Below are 22,205 nucleotides of genomic sequence, written 5' to 3' on the forward strand. Positions count from 1 at the left end.
AAGTGCCTTCCATGGATACCATGACCGCAAAAAGCGAGGCTACCTTCGCCACCATCCTGGACGCCGCCATGGAAATGGCAGCGGCCGATGGCATCGGCAAGCTGTCGCTGGGCGAAATCGCCAAACGCACCGGCATCAGCAAGAGCGGTGTGTTTTCGCGCGTGGGTTCCCTGGAGCAGCTGCAGTGCGCGGTGCTGGACGAGTACGACCGCCGCTTCGCAGCCGAAGTCTTCATGCCTTCCTTGCAGCTGCCGCGCGGCTTGCCGCGCCTGCAGGCGCAGGTGGCGGCCTGGTTCCAGCGCGCCGCCGACGAGGGCCTGCGCACTTCCTGCCTATACACGGCGGGCGCTTTCGAATTCGACGATTACGAAGGCAGTACGGTGCGCGACCGTCTGGCGCAAGGGGTGGTCGCATGGCGCGCCTCGCTGCGCAAGACGGTGCTGCAGGCGATGGAGGCGGGCCAGCTGCGGCCCGACACCGAGCCGGAACAGCTGGTGTTCGAGATTTACAGCCTGGTGGTGGGCTTGCTGCACGATGCCCGCTTCCTGCATGACGAGCAGTCGCCGCGCCACGCGCAGCGCGCTTTCAATCGCCTGATTTCGACGTACAAGAGTTTCAACGACGTATAGTTTTGGGTTGCCGCAGGTTCGCCTGCGGCCTTTTTTTTATCGGACTTCGCACGGGTGTGCGAAATTGGAGATAAACATGCGCTTCCTGCTTTTACTGGTGCCGGTCGGCATCTACTTCATGAGCCATAGCCGCCTATGGGGCATCCTGCGTGGACTGCCGAGGAACAATAGCGATTTCGGCGAAAACTACTAAGGAGCAGCCATGGTTCTGGACTTCTACTTTGATTTCGCATCGGGCTATTCCTACTTTGCCGCGCGCCGCATCGAGTGGCTGGCCGCCGCCAACGGCGCCACGGTGCGCTGGCATCCGGTGCTGCTGTCGGCCTTGACCCAGGCCACCGGCGTGCTGCCGTCGCCGGTGGTGCCGCTCAAATGGACCTATGTGACGCGCGATATGCAGCGCACCGCCCAGGAGGAGGCGATCCCCTTCAATCCATCGCCGGCGTTCCCGCAGATGCTGATCGCGCCGGGGCGGGCCATGCTGTGGATCCGCGCGCAACACGGCGAAGAGCTGGCGAAGTCGTTTGCCCGCACCTGCTTCCAGGCCTATTACGCGGACGGCGTGGATATCGCCGACAAGGCGGTGCTGCTGGGGATCGCCGAGGGACTCGGGATCGATGGCGCGGCCTTCCTGACTGGGATGGAAGAACCGGCGACCAAGGCGCAGTTCAAGCAGGGTAGCGAAGATGCGCTGGCAAAAGGCGTGTTCGGCGTGCCCTTCGTGCTGGCGGACGGGGAGCCTTTCTGGGGTTACGACCGCTTCCCGCAACTGGAGCGCTGGCTGGCCGCGGCGCGTCGCGCGGCATGATCGGTGAGAAGCGGTGAGAAGCGGCGAGAAGCGGTAAGGCGGGGTATGGCGCGAGGACCGGCCCCCGGCCGGCGGCCGTCGCGTGCCGGTGTCGGACCCTTGGGTCTGACACCGCCTTACCGGTTCAAGCCTGTGCCACGTCGACCCACTCGGCCCTGGTCAGCTGCGCCATCCGTTCCGGACAGATGCGCACGGCGGCGTTGACCGCGCCGCCGGCGGGAATCACCTCCTTGAAGGCACGCAGCGAAACATCGCAATACACGGGAATCGGCCCTGGCAGGCCGAAGGGGCAGACGCCGCCGACCGGATGGCCGGTGAGCGCTTCCACTTCATGCGCACCAAGCATGCGCGCCGTAACGCCGAAGCGGGCCTTGAACTTCTTGTTGTCCAGCCGCGCATCGCCGCGCGTGACCACCAGCACGATGCCGTCCTTCATGCGCAGCGAGAGCGTCTTGGCGATCTGGCCCGGCTCGACCCCGTGCGCGGCGGCGGCCAGGGCCACGGTGGCCGTGCTTTGCGCCAGTTCGATCACTTCCAGGTCCGGCGCGTGCCGGGCCAGGAAGTCTTTGACCGAATGCAGGCTCATTACTTCTTCTTCAGCAGCGGACCGAGGTATTTGCCGGTCACGCTGGCCGGGTTGGCCGCCACGTCTTCCGGCGTGCCGCTGGCGATGATCTGGCCGCCGCCAGCGCCGCCTTCCGGACCCAGATCGACGATCCAGTCGGCGGTCTTGATCACATCGAGGTTGTGTTCGATGATCACCAGGGTGTTGCCGTGGTCGCGCAGGCGGTGGATCACTTTCAGCAGCAGGTCGATATCGTGGAAGTGCAGGCCGGTGGTCGGCTCGTCCAGGATATACAGGGTGCGGCCCGTGTCGCGCTTGGACAGTTCCAGCGACAGCTTGACGCGCTGCGCCTCGCCGCCGGACAGGGTGGTGGCGCTCTGTCCCAGCTTGATGTAGCCGAGGCCAACGTCGAGCAGGGTTTGCAGCTTGCGCGCGATGACCGGCACGGCCTTGAAGAACTCGTGCGCATCTTCCACCGTCATGTCCAGCACTTCGGTGATGCTCTTGCCCTTGTAGTGGACTTCCAGCGTTTCGCGGTTATAGCGCTTGCCGTGGCAGACGTCGCACGGCACGTACACGTCCGGCAGGAAGTGCATTTCGACCTTGATCACGCCGTCGCCCTGGCAGGCTTCGCAGCGGCCGCCCTTGACGTTGAAGGAGAAGCGGCCGGCCGAGTAGCCGCGCTCTTTGGCCACCGGCACGGTGGCGAACAGGTCGCGGATCGGCGTGAACAGGCCGGTGTAGGTGGCCGGATTGGAGCGCGGCGTGCGGCCGATCGGCGCCTGGTCGACCGAAATCACCTTGTCGAAGTGTTCCAGGCCGCTGATCGCATCGTGCGGCGCCGGTTCGGTTTGCGAGCCGAACAGGTGGCGCGACAGGGCCGGATACAGGGTGTCGTTGACCAGGGTCGATTTGCCGGAACCGGAAACGCCGGTCACGCAAGTCATCAGGCCGACCGGCAGGCTGAGCGACACCTTTTTCAGGTTGTTGCCGGTCGCGCCGGTAATGGTCAGCTGGCGCTGCGGGTCGGACAGGTGGCGCTTCTTCGGCACTTCAATCTTCAGCTTGCCGCTCAGGTATTGCGCGGTCAGCGATTCCTTCGACTTCAGGATGTCCTTCAGCGAGCCGGCCGCGATCACATCGCCGCCATGCACCCCGGCGCCCTTGCCCATGTCGACCACATAGTCGGCCGTGCGGATCGCGTCTTCATCGTGCTCCACCACCAGCACCGAGTTGCCGATGTCGCGCAGGTGCTTCAGGGTGTCGATCAGGCGGTCGTTGTCGCGCTGGTGCAGGCCGATGGACGGCTCGTCCAGCACATACATCACGCCCGTCAGGCCGGAACCGATCTGCGAAGCGAGCCTGATGCGCTGGGCTTCGCCGCCGGACAGGGTATCGGCGCTGCGGTCCAGCGACAGGTAGTCCAGGCCCACGTTGTTCAGGAAGGTCAGGCGCGACACGATTTCCTTGATCACGCGGTCGGCGATGTCCTTCTTGGCGCCTTTCAGTTTCAGCTGCTCGAAGAAGGACAGGGTATCGCGCAGCGGCTTTTCGGCGATCTGGTAGATCGCGCGTTCCTGCTTGCCGCTACCGATCTTCACATGGCGCGCTTCCACGCGCAGGCGCGCGCCTTCGCAGCTCGGGCACTTCTTCTCGTTGATGAACTTCGCCAGTTCTTCCTTCACCGCCATCGAGTCGGTCTCGCGGTAGCGGCGCTGCAGGTTGTTGACGATGCCTTCGAAGGTGTGTTCCTTGACCACGGCCTTGCCGCGCTCGTTCATATAGGTGAACGGGATGGCGGTCTTGCCGGAGCCGTGCAGCACCACGTCCTGCGCTTTGGCCGGCAGTTGCTCGAACGGCGTGTCGAGGTCGAAATCGTAGTAGGCGCCCAGCGCCGCCAGCATCGAGTAGTAGAACTGGTTGCGGCGGTCCCAGCCCTTCACCGCGCCGGAAGCTAGCGACAGGTTGGGGAAGGCGACGATGCGGCGCGGGTCGAAGAATTCGATATGGCCCAGGCCATCGCATTCCGGGCAGGCGCCCATCGGATTATTGAAGGAGAACAGGCGCGGCTCGAGTTCCTGCAGCGAGTAGCCGCAGGTGGTGCAGGCGAACTTGTTGGAGTAGACGTGCTCGGAACCGGTGTCCATCTCGTAGGCGATGGCGCGGCCGTCGGCCAGGCGCAGCGCGGTCTCGAAGGACTCGGCCAGGCGCTGTTTGATTTCCGGGTTCACCTTGACGCGGTCGATCACCACGTCGATGCTGTGCTTCTCGGTCTTCTTCAGTTTCGGCAGGTCGTCCACTTCGTAGATTTTGGCGTCGTGGGTGCCGCTCTGCACGCGGAAGCGCACGAAGCCCTGGGCCTGCATGGCCTCGAACAGGTCGGCGTGTTCGCCCTTACGGTTGGCCACCACGGGCGCCATGATCATCAGCTTGGTGCCCTCGGGCATGGCCAGCACGGCGTCCACCATCTGCGACACCGACTGCGCGGCCAGCGCGTGGTCCGGGTGGTTGATGCAGTATGGGGTGCCGACGCGGGCATACAGCAGGCGCAGGTAGTCGTGGATCTCGGTCACCGTGCCCACGGTGGAACGCGGATTGTGCGAGGTGGCCTTCTGCTCGATCGAAATGGCGGGCGACAGGCCTTCGATCATGTCCACATCCGGCTTTTCCATCAGCTGCAGGAACTGGCGCGCGTAAGCCGACAGCGATTCCACATAGCGGCGCTGGCCCTCCGCGTACAGGGTGTCGAACGCGAGCGACGACTTGCCGGAGCCGGACAAGCCCGTGATCACGATCAGCTTGTTGCGCGGCAGGTCGAGGTTGATGTTCTTCAGGTTGTGCGTGCGTGCGCCGCGGATGCGGATTTCTTCCATGCGTGTATGCCTTTCGGGTCAGCCCGATACTATAGCTGGGAATAACTTCTTGCGCCGGGTTTGATATATCTCAAAACCCGGGCATTAAATACTGTACATAATACCAGTATTCCGGCGAGCACGTATCAGGCGCCGGTTCCGGGGCGGTAGCTCAGGTAGCCCATCACCGCATCGGTGATGGAAGACTCGATGTCGGCCATCTCGAAGCGCGGTGCATCAATCACGGCCGCGTGCACCATGGATTCCATGATGTGCAGTATCACCCAGGTGGCCAGATCGAGGTCGCGCGGCACGATCGCGTCGCGCCAGTCACCCAGCAGGGCGCGTACCCGCGTGAAGATGCCCTTGTCCGCTTCGTTTTCCGACTGCGGCACGTCGAAATACGGGAATTGCAGTTCCAGCATCTTGTGCAAGTCCGGCTCCAGCAAATGGGCGGCCAGCAGGGCCCGCACCATGGCGCCGATATGGCCGTCCAGTGTCGGCTCATAGGGCTTGGACAGGACCGATTCCACGGTTTGCTGCACCTGCTCGGCATGGCGCTGGTGCAGCGCCGCGATCAGCGCGTCCTTGTTCTGGAAGTACTGGTAGAGCGAGCCGACGCTGATGCCGGCCTTCTCGGCGATCAGGTTGGTGTTCGTGCCGGCATAGCCATGCTCGGCAAAAACGCGAGCCGTGGCTTCCAGGATGATCTCAACGGTGTTCTTGGAGCGTGCCTGGCGTGGGGCTTTGCGGGGGCGGGGTATGTCCAGCATGCAAGTTTCCTAATGCGAGTTTTCGAGGGGTGTTGTTGATTTTAAAATTTTGTCTGTTTGTGAGCAATTGCTCGCCTTCGCTAAATCTATTGTGAACTTTGAAAGATTCTACATGAGCCCGCCTAAAGACTTTGCTACACCCACTGCTGCAGCCGCCCCCCAGGCGGTCAATGTGGTGCCCAAGATTTTCCCTATCGTGCTGGCGGTGTTTGCTAGTTTCATGGCGATCGGCATCGCCCTGCCGGTGCTGCCGCTGCACGTGCATGGCCACCTCGGCCTGAGCACCTTCATGGTCGGCGTGGTGGCCGGCGCCCAGTTCGTGGCCGCCCTGCTGACCCGCGCCTGGGCCGGCGGCCTGTGCGATACCCGCGGTTCCAAGCTGGCCGTGATGAGCGGTTTCGTCCTGGCCTTCGCGGCCTCCATGGTCTACATGGCGTCCCTGACCGTGGCCAGCCAGCCGGCGACGTCGGTGGCCGTGCTGATCGCCGGCCGCGTCCTGCTCGGCTGCGCCGAGAGCCTGATCGTGACCGGCGCCCTGAGCTGGGGCGTCGGCCTGGTCGGCCCGCAGAACGCCGGCAAGGTCATGGCCTGGGTCGGCATCGCCATGTATGGCGCCTACGCCGCCGGCGCACCGGCCGGAATGGCGGTCTACCACCAGTACGGCTTCCAGGGTATCGCGGCCGCTGGCATGCTGGCGCCTGCCCTGGCCCTGCTGCTGCTGGCGAATATCCAAGGCCTGCCGGCCGCCACCATGCGCCGCATCCCGTTCTACAAGGTGCTGGGCGCGGTCTGGATGCCGGGCCTGGGCCTGGCGTTCTCCAGCGTCGGCTTCGGCGTGATCACCGCCTTCATCTCGCTGCTGTTCGCGGCCAAGGAATGGGGCAGCCCATCGCTCGCCTTCACCGCCTTCGGCGCGGCCTTCATCGGCGCCCGCCTGCTGTTCGGCCACCTGCCCGACAAGATCGGCGGCGCCCGCGTCGCCCTGGTGTGCGTACTGATCGAAGCCCTCGGCCAGCTGTGCATCTGGCAAGCCTCGGCCCCGGCGCTGGTGTATGTCGGCGCCGCCCTGACCGGTTTCGGCTACTCGCTGGCCTTCCCTGGCTTCGGTGTGGAAGCTGTCAAGCGCACCCCGCCGCAAAGCCGCGGCGCGGCGATGGGCGCCTACGTCGCCTTCCTGGACATCTCGCTCGGCCTGACCGGTCCGCTGGCCGGCGCCCTGGCAGGCGAGCACGGCGTCGGTTCGGTCTATCTGGCCGGCTGCGCGGCGGTGTCCTGCGCCCTGGTGATTGCCATCCGCCTGCTGCAACCGCCCCGTGCGGCCTGAGCAGGTTATTTAGAAGTAAAACATTAACTAAATTGCATTGCACAAGTTATAATTTTGTTGGTGAATGAGAAGCATTTACTGCAAATCCACAAGGGGATATTGGAATGAAAATCGATTTTAAAGACATGCCAACCGGCGGCGGCCGCGCTGCCGACAACGCGATGTACACCGGCGCCGAATACCTGGCCAGCCTGAACGATGGCCGCGAAGTATGGTTGAACGGCGAGCGCGTGGAAAACGTGGCCGAGCACCCGGCCTTCCGCAATTCGGTGCGCATGATCGCGCGCTTCTACGATTCGCTGCACGATCCGGCCAAGCGCGACATCCTGACCACCGAGATCGATAACGGCAGCGGCCTGCGTTGCCACCGCTTCTTCCAGGCCCCGCGTACGCCGGAAGAGCAGATCAAGGCGCGTGATGCGATCGCCGAAAGCGCCCGCATTTCCTACGGCTGGATGGGCCGCACCCCGGACTTCAAGGCGGCCTGGATCGGCACCTTCGGCGCCAACCGCGACCTGTATGGCGAATACAAGGACAACGCCGTGCGCTGGTACGACTTCGCCCGCGAACGCCTGCCTTACATCAACCACGCCGTGGTCAACCCGCCGGTCGACCGCCACCTGGACCCGAACGAGTCGAACGTCTTCATCCGCGTCGACGAGGAAACCGCGGACGGCCTGATCATCAGCGGCGCCAAGGTGGTCGCCACCGGCGCCGCCCTGACCCACTTCACCTTCGTGGCGCACTACAACGTGATGTACTCGGACAAGAAGTACTCGCCGGTCTTCATGGTGGCGACCAACGCGCCGGGCGTGAAGCTGATCTGCCGCAAGTCCTATGAACTGGCCGCCGCCACCACCGGCTCGCCGTACGACCACCCGCTGTCGAGCCGCATGGACGAAAACGATTCCATCCTGGTGCTGGACCGCGTCTTCATCCCATGGAAAGACGTGTTCATGTACGGCGTGGAAATGTCGAACAAGTTCATCGAACACTCGGGCTTCTTCGGCCGCACCCTGATGCACGGCTGCACCCGCCTGGCGGTCAAGTTCGAATTCATCTGCGGCCTGTTCCTGAAAGCCACGGAAATGGCCGGCACCAAGGGCTTCCAGGGCGTGCAGGGCGCGCTGGGCGAAGCGATCGCGCTGCGCCATATGCTGTGGGGCCTGTCCGATTCGATGGCCTGGAAGGCCGAGCCATGGGTCGAAGACTTCGTGCTGCCGAACCTGGAGTCCGCCCTGGCCTACCGCGCCAGCGCCGGCGACGCGTACAGCCGCGTGATCAACCTGATCCGCAAGAACGTGGCCAGCTCGCTGATCTACCTGCCGTCGCACGCCAACGACTTCCTGCAGCCGGAGCTGCGTCCTTACCTGGACCGCTATGTGCGCGGCGCCGACGGCGTCGATGCGGAAGAGCGCGTCAAGCTGATGAAGCTGCTGTGGGACGCGATCGGTTCCGAGTTCGGTTCGCGCCACGAGCTGTATGAGCTGAACTACTCGGGCAGCTACGAGAAGAGCCGCCTCGACACCCTGGCCGTGGCCAACGGCACCGGCCTGGTGGGCGATATGAAGGGCTTCGTCGAGCGCTGCATGGCCGAGTACGACTTGAACGGCTGGGTGGCGCCCGACCTGAAGGCCGCGTCGGCGCCGGCCGCCACCGTCCCGGCAGGGGCGTAAGGCCATGGCGCACGTCATGACGGCATCCGCCAGCTCCCAGGTGGCGGTGGTCACCGGCGCCGCCAGCGGCATCGGCGCCGCCGCGGCCAGGCTGCTGGCGCAGCAAGGCTACGCCGTAGCCTGCCTGGACCGCGATGGCGCGCGCCTGGCGACGCTGCTCAAGGAACTGGGCCCCGGCCACACGGGCTTCACCCTGGACCTGTGCGACGAGGCCGAGGTGAAGCGTACTTTCGGCCAGGTCATCGAGTGGCGCGGCCGCATCGATGCACTGGCCACTTGCGCAGGGGTGGTCGACACCACGCCGCTGATGGAGCTCTCGGCGCAGCGCTTCATGGAGATGGCCAGCATCAATATGCTGGGCACCTTCCTGCCGATCCGCGAAGCGGCGGCGCGCATGGCGGCCGGGGCGCGCATCTGCACCGTCTCCAGCGTGGCCGGCCTGCGCGGCGGCGGCCTGGCCGGCACCGTGGCCTATGCCGCCAGCAAGGGCGGCGTGGTGGCGATGAGCAAGACCCTGGCACGCGAGCTGGGGCCGCGCGGCATCACCGTCAACTGCGTGGCGCCGGCGGTGATCCGCACGCCCATGCTGGACGCCACCACGGCGGCACCGGGCCACATCGAGCGCCTGCACGGCCTGACCGCACTGCGCCGCGAAGGCACGGCGGAAGAAGCTGCGGCGGCCATCGTCTGGTACCTGTCGCCGCAGGCTTCCTTCGTCAGCGGTACCACCATGGCGGTCGACGGCGGCCTGTCGATGGCTTAGAACATTACAAGGAAAAGAAAAGCACATGGCAATTTCAACCGACAATCCCCTCTCCCTGCTGCGTTCGTGGCTCTTCGTGCCGGGAATGGAAATGTCCGTTCTACGCGATGCGCCGGCCTCCGGCGCCGATGTCATCGTGCAGGAACTGGAGGACTTCACCCCGCCGCAGCGGCGCGCCGAAGCGCGTGCGCTGGCGGCCAAGGCGTATGCCGAATGGCGGGCGCGCGGCGTGGTGCCCGCAGTACGTATCAACCCGCTCGAGAGCTGCGGCCTGGCCGACCTGGCGGGCGTGATGCCGGGCCGGCCCGACATCGTCATGATGTCCAAGGTCGAAAGCGTGGAACAGGTCGAGGCCCTCGACCGCGAAATCAGCCGCTTCGAAGCGGAACTGGGCATCGCGCCGGGCGCCACCTTGATCGTGCCGAACATCGAGACCGCGCTGGGCATCGTGCGCGCCATCCAGATCGCCGCGGCCAGCCCGCGCATCAAGGCCATGCTGGTGGCGACCGAGGATACGGTGGCCGACCTGGGCGCCGACCGCAGCCGCAACGGCGCCGAACTGCACTACCCGCGCTCGCGCTTCCTGCTCGAATGCGCGGCGGCCGGGGTGCTGGCGATCGACTGCCCCTACACCTATTCCGACGCGCTGGGCGCCGAAGCCGATATGCGCGCCGGCCACGGCATTGGCTACAAGGCCAAGGCGGTGGTCAACTCTAGCCATGTAGCGGTGGCCAACCGCTGGCTGACGCCGACCAGCGAGCAGGCCGGGCTGGCGCAGCGCCAGGTGGCCGCCTTCGAAGCGGCGCGCCGGCAAGGGCTGATGCGCGCCGAAGTCGACGGCCTGGTGGTGGAAGTCCCGAGCTACCTGGCCGCACAGCGCCTGCTGCTGCGCCATTCCCAGTTGAGCGCACGGCAGGCATCACGACCGCCCGAGCGCACTTACCGCTGACAACGCGAGAGAACCATGTCCATCACCATCGTCATCGTCGAAGATTGTCCACGCTTGCGCGACGCGCAAAAGCTGGTCCTGGAAAGCCAACCGCGCCTGCAAGTGCTGGCCGAACTTGACAACAGCAGCGCCGCGCTGGACTGGCTGCAGCACTCCGCGCCCGACATCCTGGTGGTCGACATGGACCTGGCCGACGGCCGCGCCATCGCCGTCGTCGAAGACTGCGCGGCGCGCCATCCGCGCTGCGGCATCCTGACCCTGTCGCGCATGTGCGACGACGCCGTCGTGCACCGCTGCATCGATGCCGGCGCCGCCGGCTACCTGTGCGGACCGAACGCGGTGGCCAGCCTGCCGGGCGCCGTGCTCGACCTGCATGCCGGCGGCTCGCCCATCAGTCCGGACATCGCGCGCATGATCCTCGAGCGCGCACGCGGCGACCGTCCGTCGCCGGCCAAGCCCTGCGCGGCGCAGGCCAGCGTGCTGACGGCGCGCGAAACCACCGTGCTGGAACTGGTGGCGCAAGGCAGCAGCGACAAGGAAGTAGCGAAGAAGCTGGCGATTTCCTTCCGCACCGTGCAAACGCATTTGAAGAATATTTCGGGCAAGCTGTTCGCCAACTCGCGCACTGAAGCCGTGTACCAGGCGCGCCTGCAAGGCTTGCTCTCCACCTGACATCCGCTCACCCAGTTTGCCGGCACCTCTACCTCTTGGGTAGGGTGCCGGTTTTTTTTTCGCAGACCCGCCCAAATCCGCGCCCGCGCACATACCTAATTTTACGTATTTATCTACTCTAATTAGCAACAATAAAATGGCTGCCATGCTTTCACCGAAAGCGTTCATCAATCGAAAAATCTGGAGCCAAGCATGAAGAAGGACGGTTTTCAAACCACCATCGAAGTAAAGTACCGCGACACCGATTCCATGGGTCACGTCAGCAGCCCGGTCTACTACGACTACCTGCAACACGCTTACCTGGGCTATATGTTCGACGTGCTGCAAATCCCGAAAACTGAAAAGCTGCCGCACATCATGGTCAAGACGTCCTGCGAATACACGCAGCCGGCCATGTACGGCGACATGCTGACCGTGAACAGCCGCGTGACCCGTTTCGGCAGCAAGAGCTTCGACATGGAGCACATCATGCGCCGCAACGACGAAGCGCAGACCATCGTCGCCAAAGGCGCCTCGACCCACGTGATGTTCGACTACGCCAGCAACAGCACCACCGTGGTGCCGGAGCAGTTCAAGCAACAGGTCGCCGCCTACCAGGGCGAATAAGCACGAGCGCAGCAAGCCGCCGGCCAGGCGCCGGCGGAGCATTCCACAATCAACCACCCAGGTACTCATCATGATGTTGCAATGGACTCAGGAACAGCTCGCCCTGCGCGAGCGCTACGCGGCGCTGGGCGCCCAACTCGCGGCGCGCACCGGCCAGCCGGAAGGCTTCGACCGCGACGGCTGGCGCCAGCTTGGCGACGCCGGACTGTGGCGCCTGATCGTGCCGGCCAATTTCGGCGGCGCCGGCACTGACTGGTGGGCTTTCACCGCCGCGCTGGAAGGCCTGGCCAGCAGCATCCGCACCCCGGAACTGCTGCTGTCGGTCATCGCGCAAGCGGGCCTGGTGCGCGCCCTGGTGCATTACGGCAGCCCGGCGCAGCAGGACAAATACTTCGCCGCCATCCTGCGCGGCGACCTGTCGTCGACCGGCATCGCCGAGCCGGGCACCGGCACCGATGTGCGCAGCATTGAAACGCGCCTGACGCCGGAAGGCGACAACTATGTGCTGAACGGCGGAAAATACAATATCGCCCATGCGCCCGTGGTCGACTTCATGATGATCGTGTCGCGCGCCAACGACGAAGGCGCGATCTCGCTGGTGTTGCTGGACAAGGACGCGCCCGGCCTGCGCATCGGCAAGGCGGACGACAAACTGGGCAACCGCAACCTGCCGACCGGCGCCCTGCATTTCGACAACGTGCCGGTTGCGGCATCGCAGATCCTGGGTAAGCCGGGCAAGGGCCTGCAGCAGCTGATCGACATCATTTCGCTGGGCCGCCTGTACTACGGCCTGGTGGCATCCCACCTGGTGACGCCTTTCCTGGCCGACGCCATGGCGTACGCCAAGCAGCGCATCAGCTTCAAGGACACCATCGCCGAGCACCAGTATGTGCAGCGCCGCCTGACCGATTTGAAGATCGGCGCGGAACGCGGCCGCTGGCTGGCTTACGGCGCGCTGACCCAGCTGATGGCGGGCGACCGCGAAGCGCTGCTGACCTGCTCGGCTGCCAAGCTGGTCGGCGCCGAAGACTTGATCAACGGCGCCATCAGCCTGGTCAAGCTGTACGGCAGCCTCGGCTACCACAACAACGATATTTCCACGCTGGCCCGCAATGCACTGGGCTTTGCCAGCGTCGGCGGTACCGAAGAGATGCATCGAAAGAACATCTACAACCAGCTTGTCAGGCTGAGCAAGTAAGTTGCGGCGGTTCCCATGCGTACCTCCACACGGTTGTTCTTTCCGCTGCGCGTACGCGGCATGGCGCCAGAAGCCGGCGCCACTGTCGTCACCTTCGACGTGCCCGACCGGCTGCGAAGCGCCTTCCGCTATCAATCCGGCCAATACCTGACGCTGCGCGCCAGCGTCGATGGCGAGGAAGTCGAGCGCCACTACGCCATCTGTTCCGCGCCGCACGAAGCGCCGCTGCAGGTGGCCATCAAGCATGGCCAGGGGGCGATGGCGTCCTGGATCCAGCACGAACTGGCGCCCGGCCGCGAATTGCCGGTGGCGCCGCCGGCCGGCGGCTTTACCGTCCCGGCCGAGCCGGCGCGCAGCCGGCATTACCTCGGCATGTGTATCGGCAGCGGCGTCAGTACCCTGTATTCGCTGCTGAAACACCTGCTGCACCACGAACCGCACAGCCGCTTCACGCTGGTGATCGGTGAGCAGGACCACGCTTCCACCCTGTTCCTGCCCGCCATCGAAGAATTGCGCCGCCGGCTCGGCGAGCGCCTGCGCTGTGTGCTCGTGTTCAGTTCCTGGACGCCCGGCGCACCGGCCGGCATCCCGGTCTACAACGGCCGCCTGGACCAGGACACTGTACAGCGCATCTGCGCCTACGACGTCGACCTCGATAGCGTCGACCTGGCGCTGGTGGTGGGGTCACCGTCCATGATGGACGAACTATCGGGCCTGCTGCAACAAGCCGGCCTGCCACGCCAGCGTATCCGCACTGCCGGCGACTGATCGCCGAGTATCCCCCGCTACCACCTGGAGAACACATGGGCAAGATGAATGAAGAACTGGCCGTCGCCGCCGTTGACGAGCGCTACCAGCTTAGCGACGCCTTGCATGCGGCCTCGGGACAGATTTACCTGAGCGGCACGCAGGCGCTGGTGCGCCTGCTGCTGATGCAGCGCGCGCTGGACCGCGAACTGGGCCTGAACACGGCCGGTTTCGTCAGCGGCTACCGCGGTTCGCCGCTGGGCGCCGTCGACCAGCAACTGTGGAAGAACAAGAAGGCGCTGGAGGCAAGCGATGTGCGCTTCCTGCCCGCCATCAATGAGGAATTGGGCGCCACCGCGGTGCTGGGCGTGCAGCGCCTGGCCAGCGACAGCGAGCGCGCCGTGGATGGCGTGTATGCCATGTGGTACGGCAAGGGCCCCGGCGTGGACCGCGCGGCCGATGCGCTCAAGCACGGCAACGCTTACGGCTCCTCGCCGCTGGGCGGCGTGCTGGTGGTGGCCGGCGATGACCATGGCTGCGTATCGTCCTCGATGTCGCACCACAGCGACCCGACCATGATGGCCTGGCATATGCCGGTGCTGAATCCGTCCAATGTCGCCGAGCTGATCGAATTCGGCTTGTACGGCTGGGCGCTGTCGCGCTTTTCCGGCGCCTGGGTCGGCCTGAAGGCGATCTCGGAGACCGTGGAGTCGGCCGGCACGGTCAACCTGGACCGCATCCCGACGCGCTGGACCGCGCCGACCGATTATGTGGCGCCCGCCGGCGGCCTGCACAACCGCTGGCCGGATTTCCCCGGTCCGCAGATCGAACTGCGCATGAGCGAGAAGATCCGCGCCGCGCGCGCCTTTGGGCGCGTGAACAGCATCGACAAATGGATTGCGCGTAGCCCGCGCGCCTGCATCGGCATCGTCACCTGCGGCAAAGCCCACCTGGACTTGCTGGAAGCATTGCGCCGCCTGGAATTGACGACCGCCGAACTGGATGCGGCCGGCGTGCGTATCTACAAGGTCGGCCAGAGCTATCCGCTGGATACCGGCCGCATCGATACCTTTGCCGAAGGGCTGAAAGAGATCCTGGTGGTCGAAGAAAAGGCCGCCGTGGTGGAGCAGCAGCTCAAGGACCACCTGTACAACTGTCCGGACAGCGCGCGCCCGCGCCTGCTCGGTAAACGCGACGCGCAGGGCAACCCGCTGCTGGCCGACGACGCCGAGCTGCGCCCATCGCGCCTGTTGCCGGTGCTGGCCGCCTGGCTGGCGCGCCACCTGCCGACGCATGACCGCCGCGCCCTGGGTGCGCGTGCCCTGGCGGCGCCGCTGCTGTCGAATGCCGCCGACGGCGTGCGCCGTATTCCTTACTTCTGTTCGGGCTGTCCGCACAATGTCTCGACCAAGGTGCCGGAAGGCTCGATCGCCCACGCCGGCATCGGCTGCCACTTCATGGCGTCGTGGATGGAACGCGACACCACGGGCCTGATCCAGATGGGCGGCGAAGGTGTGGACTGGACCGCTCAATCGATGTTCTCCAAGCGCCCGCACATCTTCCAGAACCTGGGCGATGGCACCTATTTCCACTCCGGCATCCTGGCCCTGCGCCAGGCGGTCGCCGCCAACACCAATATCACCTACAAGATCCTGCACAACGCCGCCGTGGCGATGACGGGCGGCCAGCCGATCGACGGCAGCCTGCCGGTGCCGCAACTGGCGCAGCAGCTGGTGGCGGAGGGCGTGAAGCGCCTGGCGGTGGTCAGCGACGCGCCGGAGCAATACAAGGGCCGCGAGCGCGACTTCCCGCCGCAAGCGACCTTCCATCATCGCGACGAGATGGATACGCTGCAGCGCGAACTGCGCGATATTCCCGGTGTGACCGCACTGATTTACGATCAAGGCTGCGCCGCCGAAAAACGCCGCCTGCGCAAGCAGGGCAAGGCCACCACCCCGGGCCGCCGCCTGTTCATCAACGAGTCGGTCTGTGAGGGCTGTGGCGACTGCGGCGCCAAATCCAACTGTCTGTCGGTGGGCGTGACGGAAACGCCGAAAGGCCGAAAGCGCAAGATCGACCAGTCCTCCTGCAACCTGGACTTCTCCTGCCAGACCGGCAGCTGTCCGAGCTTCGTCAGCGTGGTCGGCGCCGTGCCGAAGAAATCGCGGGTCGCCGCCGGCGTGCTGGAACAGCTGGAGGAAGCGGCAACCCTGCTGCCGCATCCTGCCGTGCCTGCGCTGGACCAGCCCTACAACCTGCTGGTGACGGGCGTCGGCGGCAGCGGCGTGGTTACGGTGGGAGCCCTGATCTGTATGGCGGCCCACCTGGAACAGCGCCAGTCCTCGGTGCTGGATTTCATGGGCTTCTCGCAGAAGGGCGGCGCCGTGCTGTCCTTCGTGCGGATCGCAGCGTCGGCCGCGGAACTGAACCAGGTGCGCATCGACGTGCGCCAGGCCGACCTGTTGCTGGCCTGCGATCTGGTGGTGGCTGCCAGCCCTGATGCGCTGCAAACGCTGCAATCCGGCCATACCCGCCTGGCCCTGAACAGCCATGCGATTCCGAACGCGAGCTTTGTGCGCGATCCGGAAGCCAACCTGCACACCGACGCCCTGCTGGAAAAAATCCGCCATGCGGCCGGCAGCGGCGACAGCGTGAGCTGCGACGCGCAGAAGCTGGCCGAATACTTCTTCGGCGACACCATCTGCGCCAACATCATCATGCTGGGCATGGCCTGGCAGCGCGGCTGGATTCCGGTCTCGATGGCCGCGCTGACGCGTGCCGTACGCCTGAACAACGTCGCGGTGCCGCTCAACCTGCGCGCACTGGCATTGGGCCGCATGGCCGCCGCCGCACCGGAACGGCTGCAACAGCTGATGACATCAGCGGTATCGCACACCCCAGCGCAGTCCGATACGGTCAGCCTCGAAAACCTGATGGCCCTGCACCGGGCCCAGTTGCAGGAATACGGCGGTGCGGCATACGTCCAGCGCTACCAGACGCTGATGGATGAAGTGGTGCGCGCTGAAACCAATTCCTGTGGCGCAGCGGACCTGTCGTTCAGCCGGGCCGTGGCGCATGGCTTCTCCCGCGTGCTGATGGTGAAAGACGAATACGAAGTGGCGCGCCTGTACAGCTCCGACGACTTCGTGCAAAGCCTGGAGCGCCAGTTCGAAGGCCGTCCCGGCGTCGACTACCAGCTGCAGTTCCATATGGCGCCCCCGGTCGGCCGCAAAGCCGGCGTGGAAGTGCGCAAGCGCACGTTTGGCGCCTGGATGCTGCCGGTGCTGAAAACCATGTCCGCGCTGCGCAGCGTCCGTGGCGGCTTGTTCGATCCGTTCCGCTATCAGCACGAACGCCGCCTGGAACGCGAGTTGGCTGCGCATTACGAACAGCAGATGCGCCAGGTCGCGGCCAAGCTGACGCTGGAACACATGGACGCGGCGCTGGCCATGGCCGGCCTGCCATCCATGATGCTGGGCTTCGGCCACGTCAAGCTGCGCAATGTTGGACGCGCCGCCGCACGCCAGGCGCAACTGGCGAAACGCCTCGGCATCGATACCGATTACGGCCCGCTGGTGGCCGAGCATGTACGCAACAGCGCCGGCAACGGCAGCACCCTGCGCGGCATCCCCGTGGTGCGCGCGTAATGGCAACCCCTTCATCCGACTGGAGCTGATCATGGCATACAAACACATTCTGTTTTCCATCGAAGACGGCATCGCACGACTGACGCTGAACCGTCCCGAACGACTCAATAGCTTCACCGCCGCCATGCACATGGAAGTGCGTGGCGCACTGCGCACCATCAAGCGCAACAGCACGGTGCGCGTGCTGCTGCTGACGGGTGCCGGGCGTGGCTTCTGCGCCGGCCATGACCTGAGCGAAAACGTGAAACCCGCCGGCACCGAGACCGACGAACTGGTCGAAATCGTCGACAAGTATTTCCATCCTTCCCAGCACACCGCCGAAGAAGAAGATGCCGCATCGGCCGGCTTGGGCGAACTGGTGAGCCGCTACTACGCACCGCTGGTGCAAGCCCTGCAAGCCTTGCCTATCCCGGTGGTTTGCGCGGTCAACGGTGTGGCGGCAGGTTCCGGCGCGAATATTGCACTGGCCTGCGACATTGTGATCGCCGCCAAATCGGCCAACTTCGTGGAATCGTTCTGTCATGTGGGCCTGCTGCCCGACACAGGCGGCACCTACTTCCTGCCACGCCTGATCGGCACTGCACGCGCCAAGGGCCTGGCCCTGCTGGGGGAAAAGCTCAGCGCGGAACGTGCAGAAAGCTGGGGATTGATCTGGAAATGCGTCCCGGACGATCGTCTCGCCGCGGAGGCCGAGCAAATGGCGCGCCATTTCGCCGGCGCCGCGACGCTGGGCCTGGCCCGCACCAAGCAGGCCTTCCACGCCAGCATCAATAACACGCTGGACGAGCAGCTGGAAATCGAGCGCGAGTACATCACCGAGTTGGGCGACAGCGCGGACTATCACGAAGGCATGGCCGCCTTCGCGGAGAAGCGCCCGCCGCGCTTCATCGGGCAGGCCAGGGCGGAGCCGCTGCGCCGCCGCGCCTGAGTGGAGTCAATCAGGCGTAGGCCCCGTTGCGCGGCGGGCCTACGCCTAAGACATATGCCGCGCAAGTTCGTCGACATGCATGCTCTCAACGGACCCGTTGCTACGAATGCGCTGCTGCGCTTTGGTCACCTGTCTGCCGTCAAGCGACCAGCGAACGATACGACTGCGGCAATAGCCCACTCAACAATAATGAGCGCGTGACGCGATGCAATTGCTGCGCAGAACGGTACTAACGAGGTTGTTTGTTCCGATATTTTTCGATTCGAGCGTCGACCTTTTGGGCCAGATTGGGATCCAGGGATTTGCTTTAGCTGAGGAATTTCGCTTTTCGGTATTTCGAAGTACGTTGCAGTGTTAACGGGGCCATTTGTCGCTGCATTCTCTTTTTCATACAAATAATTTGAGAAAAGGAGGATAAGAATAAACGCGCAAACTGCCCAAAGCACCCCTCTCCATATGCTCGTATTGCATGCTGCAAGAATGATCAGCGTGAGGCCCAATGCCAGCTCGGCATTTCTAGCTCATTCATGTCTTGCAGGTTTGTCTCGCCGAACTCCTTCTCCAAACGGAACTCCCTGTATTCCTCATGCTCGCTGAGCGCGGCAATAAGGCGGCTGGCGTGCGATACGACGATCACCTGGGACCTGGCCGCTGCCGAAGTAATGAGGCGTCCCAAAGCCGGCAGCAAGTCGGGATGCAGGCTGGTTTCAGGTTCGTTAAGCACCAGGAGTTCAGGCGGACGAGGCGACAGCAGGGCTGCGATCCATAACAAGTAGCGCAAGGTGCCGTCTGACAGTTCTGCCGCGCGCAGGGGCCGCAGCAGGCCGTGTTGATGCATCAGGACTTCAAAACGGCCCTCGCTGCATGCGACTTCGATGGACGCTCCAGGAAATGCGTCGGCGACAGCATCGGACAAAGCGTCGGCATCACCGATTTCCATAATGGTTTGCATGGCGGCGGCGAGGTCGTGGCCACTGTCACTGAGCACTGGCGTATGTGTGCCAATCTGGGGCAGCCTGGCAGGGGCATCGGCGTCCGTACGGAAATGGTCATAAAAGCGCCAGGATCTCACCTTCTCGCGTAATTGCAGCATTTCTGGTGCATTGTGCGGATCGGCGAGTTGGGTCAGCATGCTATCAAAGCTTGCCAGATGCTGGGTAAGTACATTCCAGCCGCTCTCGCCCTTAGCCCTGACAGCCGCTCCTTCCCGCACAACGAGCTGCGCCGCGCGGCGCAGGAAGGGGCCTGCCCATATGTGCTCGCCCTTGATCTCCGGATCAAATGAGAAGGCTGAACGATTGTTGCTGGGAAGGCCAAGATCGATCAGATATCCAAGCGTGTCGCTGGCGAATCCCAGTCGCAAGTTGACCGGCTCCTTGCGTCGCGTTCCCTGAATTGCATGAATGCCCTGTCGCATGGACCGCGAAATGGTTTCCGGTCCTGCCCATAAAGTCGATTGCAGGCCGCCTTCCTGTGCCAGCGCGGGGATGATGCGTCCTTGGGCGGTTTGCGCCAGTAGTCGCAGCGCCCGGTAGACACTCGATTTGCCGCTTCCGTTGGGCCCCGTGATGACGTTCATCGGGCCGAGCGGAAGGATGAGATTTCGCAGCGAGCGGTAGTTGGCGATCGCCAGTGTGGTAAGCATTCAGTGTTCTTCTTTGCGTCAGGCGAGATTCTCGCGGGGAGACGCAATTTACTTGCATTTCGTGTTGAGGACCAACCGCTTGGCGAGGCATTCCCTGCATCAGGAATGCCTCGCCGGCTTAAAGATAAGTGTTACTGCTGCTGCGCCAGGTAAGTGGCCAGTTCGTCGATGGTCAGCTGCACCAGGTCATGCGTCGCAGCGTACACCTCGATCTGCTCAGCTTTGCTCATGGTGCCGTCCGGGTTCATCAGCTCGCACAGCACCGCTGCTGGCTTCAGGCCGGCCAGGCGCATCAGGTCGACCGAGCCTTCGGTATGGCCGCGGCGCTTGAGAACACCGCCCGGTACCGCGCGCAGCGGGAACACGTGGCCTGGGCGCGCCAGGTCGTCCGGCACGGCGTTGTCTGCGATGGCGGCACGGATGGTGGTGACGCGGTCGGCCGCCGACACGCCGGTGCTGACGCCGTGGCGGGCTTCGATGGTGACGGTGAAGGCGGTGCCATTGCGGCTGCCGTTCTTCTCGACCATCGGCGGCAGGTCGAGCTGTTGCAGGCGTTCGTCGGTCAGGCAGAGGCAGACGATGCCGCTGCAATCGCGGATCAGGCGCGCCATGCCTTCGACGGTGATTTTTTCGGCGGCGACGATCAGGTCGGCTTCGTTCTCGCGATCGAAATCGTCCATCAGCAGCACGGCGCGGCCGGCGCGCAGGTCGTCCAGTGCGCGTGCCAGGCGCTGTTCGAACGGCGCCAGTCCTTGTGGAAGGTAAGGTGGGTTGGACTCGGTGGTTTTAGGTTCAATGCTCAAAAACATAGTGAAACGCTCCGCAGATAAAGATTGCAAAAGACGTTCCAGGGTATTGATCGCCGAACGGCGGCGGCACCATCCACGGATGGCGCTGTCGAAGCTTTGGCACATCGTCTTTCATCCGGACTATGACCGTCGGCCCTGGCATCTCACCAGATCTGCTGACCCCGCCAAATGGCGGGCGCTCGCGGGCTCGGCCCAGAAGGCCATACCGCCGGTGGGGAATTGCACCCCGCCCTGAAGACGTACAAAAAATAAGTTTGCCGGCTAAGCGGCAGCGCAATTATCTGCGAGTTTTGGTGTGCGGGAAAGCCCTGCAACGTCCTTAGATGCGAGCCGACGCCGGCAGGCCCCCAGTACAGGCGGCGCAGCGCCACAGCCCGTGTGCTTACTGGGGCGCGGGGGAATGCGAGTTAACAATGTGAGCAAAGGCTCATATTATTAATTTCACGATTAACAACAAACTAGAGCCATGTATTCGCTTCGTTTTTCCCCCGTATTACCGACCGCCGCGCTTGCCGTGGTGGCCCTTTCCCTGCCTTTGGGCGGCTGTTCGTCGCGCGCCGCGACCCCGGCTGCGGCGCCCGCTGCGCCTGCCGTGACGGTGGCGCCGCCGGCCCAGGACCTGGTGCAGGATACCTTGCAGTACACCGGCCGTGTCGAAGCTGTACAGCGCGTTGAAGTGCGTTCGCGCATTTCCGGCTATCTGTCCGCCATCCAGTTCAAGGATGGCCAGCTGGTCAAGGCTGGCACCCCGTTGTTCGTGATCGACCAGCGCCCTTTCCTGGCGATGCGCGACCGCGCGCGTGCCGCGCTGTCGGCCGCCGAGGCGCGCTACCAGCTGGCCCATACCCAGTACGAGCGAACCAATGCCCTGCAAGGCAGCGGCGCCGCCAGCGCTGAAGACCGCGACCAGGCGCAAGGCGAGTACGACGGCGCCAAGGCGGCGGTGCAGGTGGCCAAGGCCGAACTGCGCAACGCCGAGCTGGAACTTGAGTATTCCACCATTACCGCGCCGATCACGGGCCGCATTTCGGACCACCGCATCGACGTTGGCAACTATGTTTCCGGCGGCGGCGCCCAGGGCGGCGTGCTGGCCACCATCGTCGCCACCGACACCGTGCGCGCCACGGTCGACCTGCCGGAAGCCGATTACCAGCGCCTGCGCCGCAACGGCGCGCTGCCGAAGCAGGTGACCGTCAGCGTGGAAGGCGTGCAGGCTACGCGCCAGGCCGACATCGATTTCGTCGACAGCGAAACCAGTAACCGCTCCGGCACCATCCGCCTGCGGGCATCAGTGCCGAATTCCGACGGCTTGCTGGTGCCGGGCTACTTCGCCCAGGTGAAAGTGCCGGTCGGCCCGCGCGTCGAGCGCCTGCTGGTGCCTGATGCCTTGATCCAGAACGACCAGAATCGCAAGCTGGTGATGGTGGTCGACGGTGAAAGCAAAGCCGTGCCGCGCGCCATCGAAACCGGCGCCCTGGTCGGCCATAAGCGCGTTGTGCTGGCCGGTCTGGCGCCGGACGAGCGCGTGATCGTGACCGGCGCAGGCCGCGTCAAGCCGGGTGACCGTGTTACGGCCACCACGGCGCCGCAAAGCAACTAAGCAGGGATGGCGCA

Annotated in this window: 18 protein-coding genes and 1 riboswitch; of the genes, 13 read left to right on the forward strand and 5 right to left on the reverse strand. The window is 64.5% G+C overall.

Translation table 11 applies throughout. The annotated features are described in order from the left end of the window. Positions 1 to 11: 11 nt before the first annotated feature. Together H597_RS0119385 and H597_RS0119395 are read left to right on the forward strand one after the other, a co-directional pair. Positions 12 to 629 (forward strand): TetR/AcrR family transcriptional regulator, encoded by a 618-nt coding sequence (locus H597_RS0119385; RefSeq protein ID WP_028103594.1) that lies wholly within the window; start codon positions 12 to 14, stop codon positions 627 to 629. 202 nt (positions 630 to 831) lie between these two features. Continuing rightward, positions 832 to 1,437 carry a 2-hydroxychromene-2-carboxylate isomerase gene (locus H597_RS0119395; RefSeq protein WP_028103595.1) on the forward strand — a complete coding sequence of 202 codons (606 nt, stop codon included), beginning with the start codon at positions 832 to 834 and terminating at the stop codon, positions 1,435 to 1,437. 124 nt (positions 1,438 to 1,561) lie between these two features. Here H597_RS0119395 and H597_RS0119400 read toward each other — a convergent pair whose 3' ends face one another. The 3 genes from H597_RS0119400 to H597_RS0119410 all read right to left on the reverse strand — a co-directional run bounded on the left by H597_RS0119400 (position 1,562) and on the right by H597_RS0119410 (position 5,627). Then, on the reverse strand, positions 1,562 to 2,023 hold the full coding sequence (locus H597_RS0119400; protein WP_028103596.1) for a YbaK/EbsC family protein: 462 nt from the start codon (positions 2,021 to 2,023) through the stop codon (positions 1,562 to 1,564). Beyond that, a complete protein-coding gene (uvrA, locus tag H597_RS0119405) occupies positions 2,023 to 4,875 on the reverse strand; it encodes an excinuclease ABC subunit UvrA (RefSeq protein WP_028103597.1) in 2,853 nt (950 codons plus the stop codon). Before uvrA ends, H597_RS0119400 begins: the two co-directional genes overlap by 1 nt. Before the next feature lie 125 nt (positions 4,876 to 5,000). After that, positions 5,001 to 5,627, reverse strand: coding sequence for a TetR/AcrR family transcriptional regulator (locus H597_RS0119410; protein WP_028103598.1), 627 nt, complete (start codon positions 5,625 to 5,627; stop codon positions 5,001 to 5,003). Positions 5,628 to 5,739: 112 nt separating this feature from the next. Here H597_RS0119410 and H597_RS0119415 point away from each other — a divergent pair, with 112 nt between their 5' ends. The 10 genes from H597_RS0119415 to H597_RS0119460 all read left to right on the forward strand — a co-directional run bounded on the left by H597_RS0119415 (position 5,740) and on the right by H597_RS0119460 (position 18,137). Continuing rightward, on the forward strand, positions 5,740 to 6,951 hold the full coding sequence (locus tag H597_RS0119415) for an arabinose transporter (protein ID WP_028103599.1): 1,212 nt from the start codon (positions 5,740 to 5,742) through the stop codon (positions 6,949 to 6,951). A gap of 104 nt (positions 6,952 to 7,055) precedes the next feature. After that, the gene (locus H597_RS0119420) at positions 7,056 to 8,627 is read left to right on the forward strand and encodes a 4-hydroxyphenylacetate 3-hydroxylase family protein (protein WP_229632210.1); all 1,572 of its coding nucleotides are present in this window, start codon (positions 7,056 to 7,058) and stop codon (positions 8,625 to 8,627) included. Between the two features lie 16 nt (positions 8,628 to 8,643). After that, positions 8,644 to 9,390 (forward strand): SDR family NAD(P)-dependent oxidoreductase, encoded by a 747-nt coding sequence (locus H597_RS0119425; RefSeq protein WP_028103601.1) that lies wholly within the window; start codon positions 8,644 to 8,646, stop codon positions 9,388 to 9,390. Between the two features lie 25 nt (positions 9,391 to 9,415). Further along, the gene (locus H597_RS0119430; RefSeq protein WP_028103602.1) at positions 9,416 to 10,339 is read left to right on the forward strand and encodes an HpcH/HpaI aldolase/citrate lyase family protein; all 924 of its coding nucleotides are present in this window, start codon (positions 9,416 to 9,418) and stop codon (positions 10,337 to 10,339) included. Between the two features lie 15 nt (positions 10,340 to 10,354). Further along, complete coding sequence (locus H597_RS0119435) at positions 10,355 to 11,011, forward strand: LuxR C-terminal-related transcriptional regulator (RefSeq protein ID WP_028103603.1); 657 nt, start codon at positions 10,355 to 10,357, stop codon at positions 11,009 to 11,011. A gap of 192 nt (positions 11,012 to 11,203) precedes the next feature. Continuing rightward, positions 11,204 to 11,617, forward strand: coding sequence for an acyl-CoA thioesterase (locus H597_RS0119440; RefSeq protein WP_028103604.1), 414 nt, complete (start codon positions 11,204 to 11,206; stop codon positions 11,615 to 11,617). A gap of 70 nt (positions 11,618 to 11,687) precedes the next feature. Beyond that, positions 11,688 to 12,815 (forward strand): acyl-CoA dehydrogenase family protein, encoded by a 1,128-nt coding sequence (locus H597_RS0119445; RefSeq protein ID WP_028103605.1) that lies wholly within the window; start codon positions 11,688 to 11,690, stop codon positions 12,813 to 12,815. Between the two features lie 15 nt (positions 12,816 to 12,830). After that, positions 12,831 to 13,583, forward strand: coding sequence for an FAD-binding oxidoreductase (locus tag H597_RS31625; RefSeq protein WP_083941187.1), 753 nt, complete (start codon positions 12,831 to 12,833; stop codon positions 13,581 to 13,583). A gap of 44 nt (positions 13,584 to 13,627) precedes the next feature. After that, positions 13,628 to 17,209: an indolepyruvate ferredoxin oxidoreductase family protein gene (locus tag H597_RS0119455; RefSeq protein WP_028103606.1), complete on the forward strand. Its 3,582-nt coding sequence runs from the start codon at positions 13,628 to 13,630 to the stop codon at positions 17,207 to 17,209. Between the two features lie 31 nt (positions 17,210 to 17,240). Beyond that, positions 17,241 to 18,137: an enoyl-CoA hydratase gene (locus H597_RS0119460; protein WP_028103607.1), complete on the forward strand. Its 897-nt coding sequence runs from the start codon at positions 17,241 to 17,243 to the stop codon at positions 18,135 to 18,137. A gap of 484 nt (positions 18,138 to 18,621) precedes the next feature. Here the strand turns inward: H597_RS0119460 and H597_RS0119465 are convergent, their stop codons facing one another. Both H597_RS0119465 and ribB read right to left on the reverse strand, forming a co-directional pair. Further along, positions 18,622 to 19,782 carry an AAA family ATPase gene (locus H597_RS0119465; RefSeq protein WP_028103608.1) on the reverse strand — a complete coding sequence of 387 codons (1,161 nt, stop codon included), beginning with the start codon at positions 19,780 to 19,782 and terminating at the stop codon, positions 18,622 to 18,624. A 131-nt stretch (positions 19,783 to 19,913) separates the two neighbouring features. Further along, positions 19,914 to 20,591: a 3,4-dihydroxy-2-butanone-4-phosphate synthase gene (ribB, locus tag H597_RS0119470; protein ID WP_051293923.1), complete on the reverse strand. Its 678-nt coding sequence runs from the start codon at positions 20,589 to 20,591 to the stop codon at positions 19,914 to 19,916. Positions 20,592 to 20,690: 99 nt separating this feature from the next. Further along, a riboswitch (FMN riboswitch) is annotated at positions 20,691 to 20,834 on the reverse strand. Between the two features lie 223 nt (positions 20,835 to 21,057). Here ribB and H597_RS31630 point away from each other — a divergent pair. Next, complete coding sequence (locus H597_RS31630) at positions 21,058 to 22,191, forward strand: efflux RND transporter periplasmic adaptor subunit (RefSeq protein ID WP_051293924.1); 1,134 nt, start codon at positions 21,058 to 21,060, stop codon at positions 22,189 to 22,191. The last annotated feature ends 14 nt before the right edge of the window (positions 22,192 to 22,205 follow it).

The sequence above is a fragment of the Pseudoduganella violaceinigra DSM 15887 genome, assembly GCF_000425385.1.
Classification (GTDB): Bacteria; Pseudomonadota; Gammaproteobacteria; order Burkholderiales; family Burkholderiaceae_D; genus Rugamonas; species Rugamonas violaceinigra.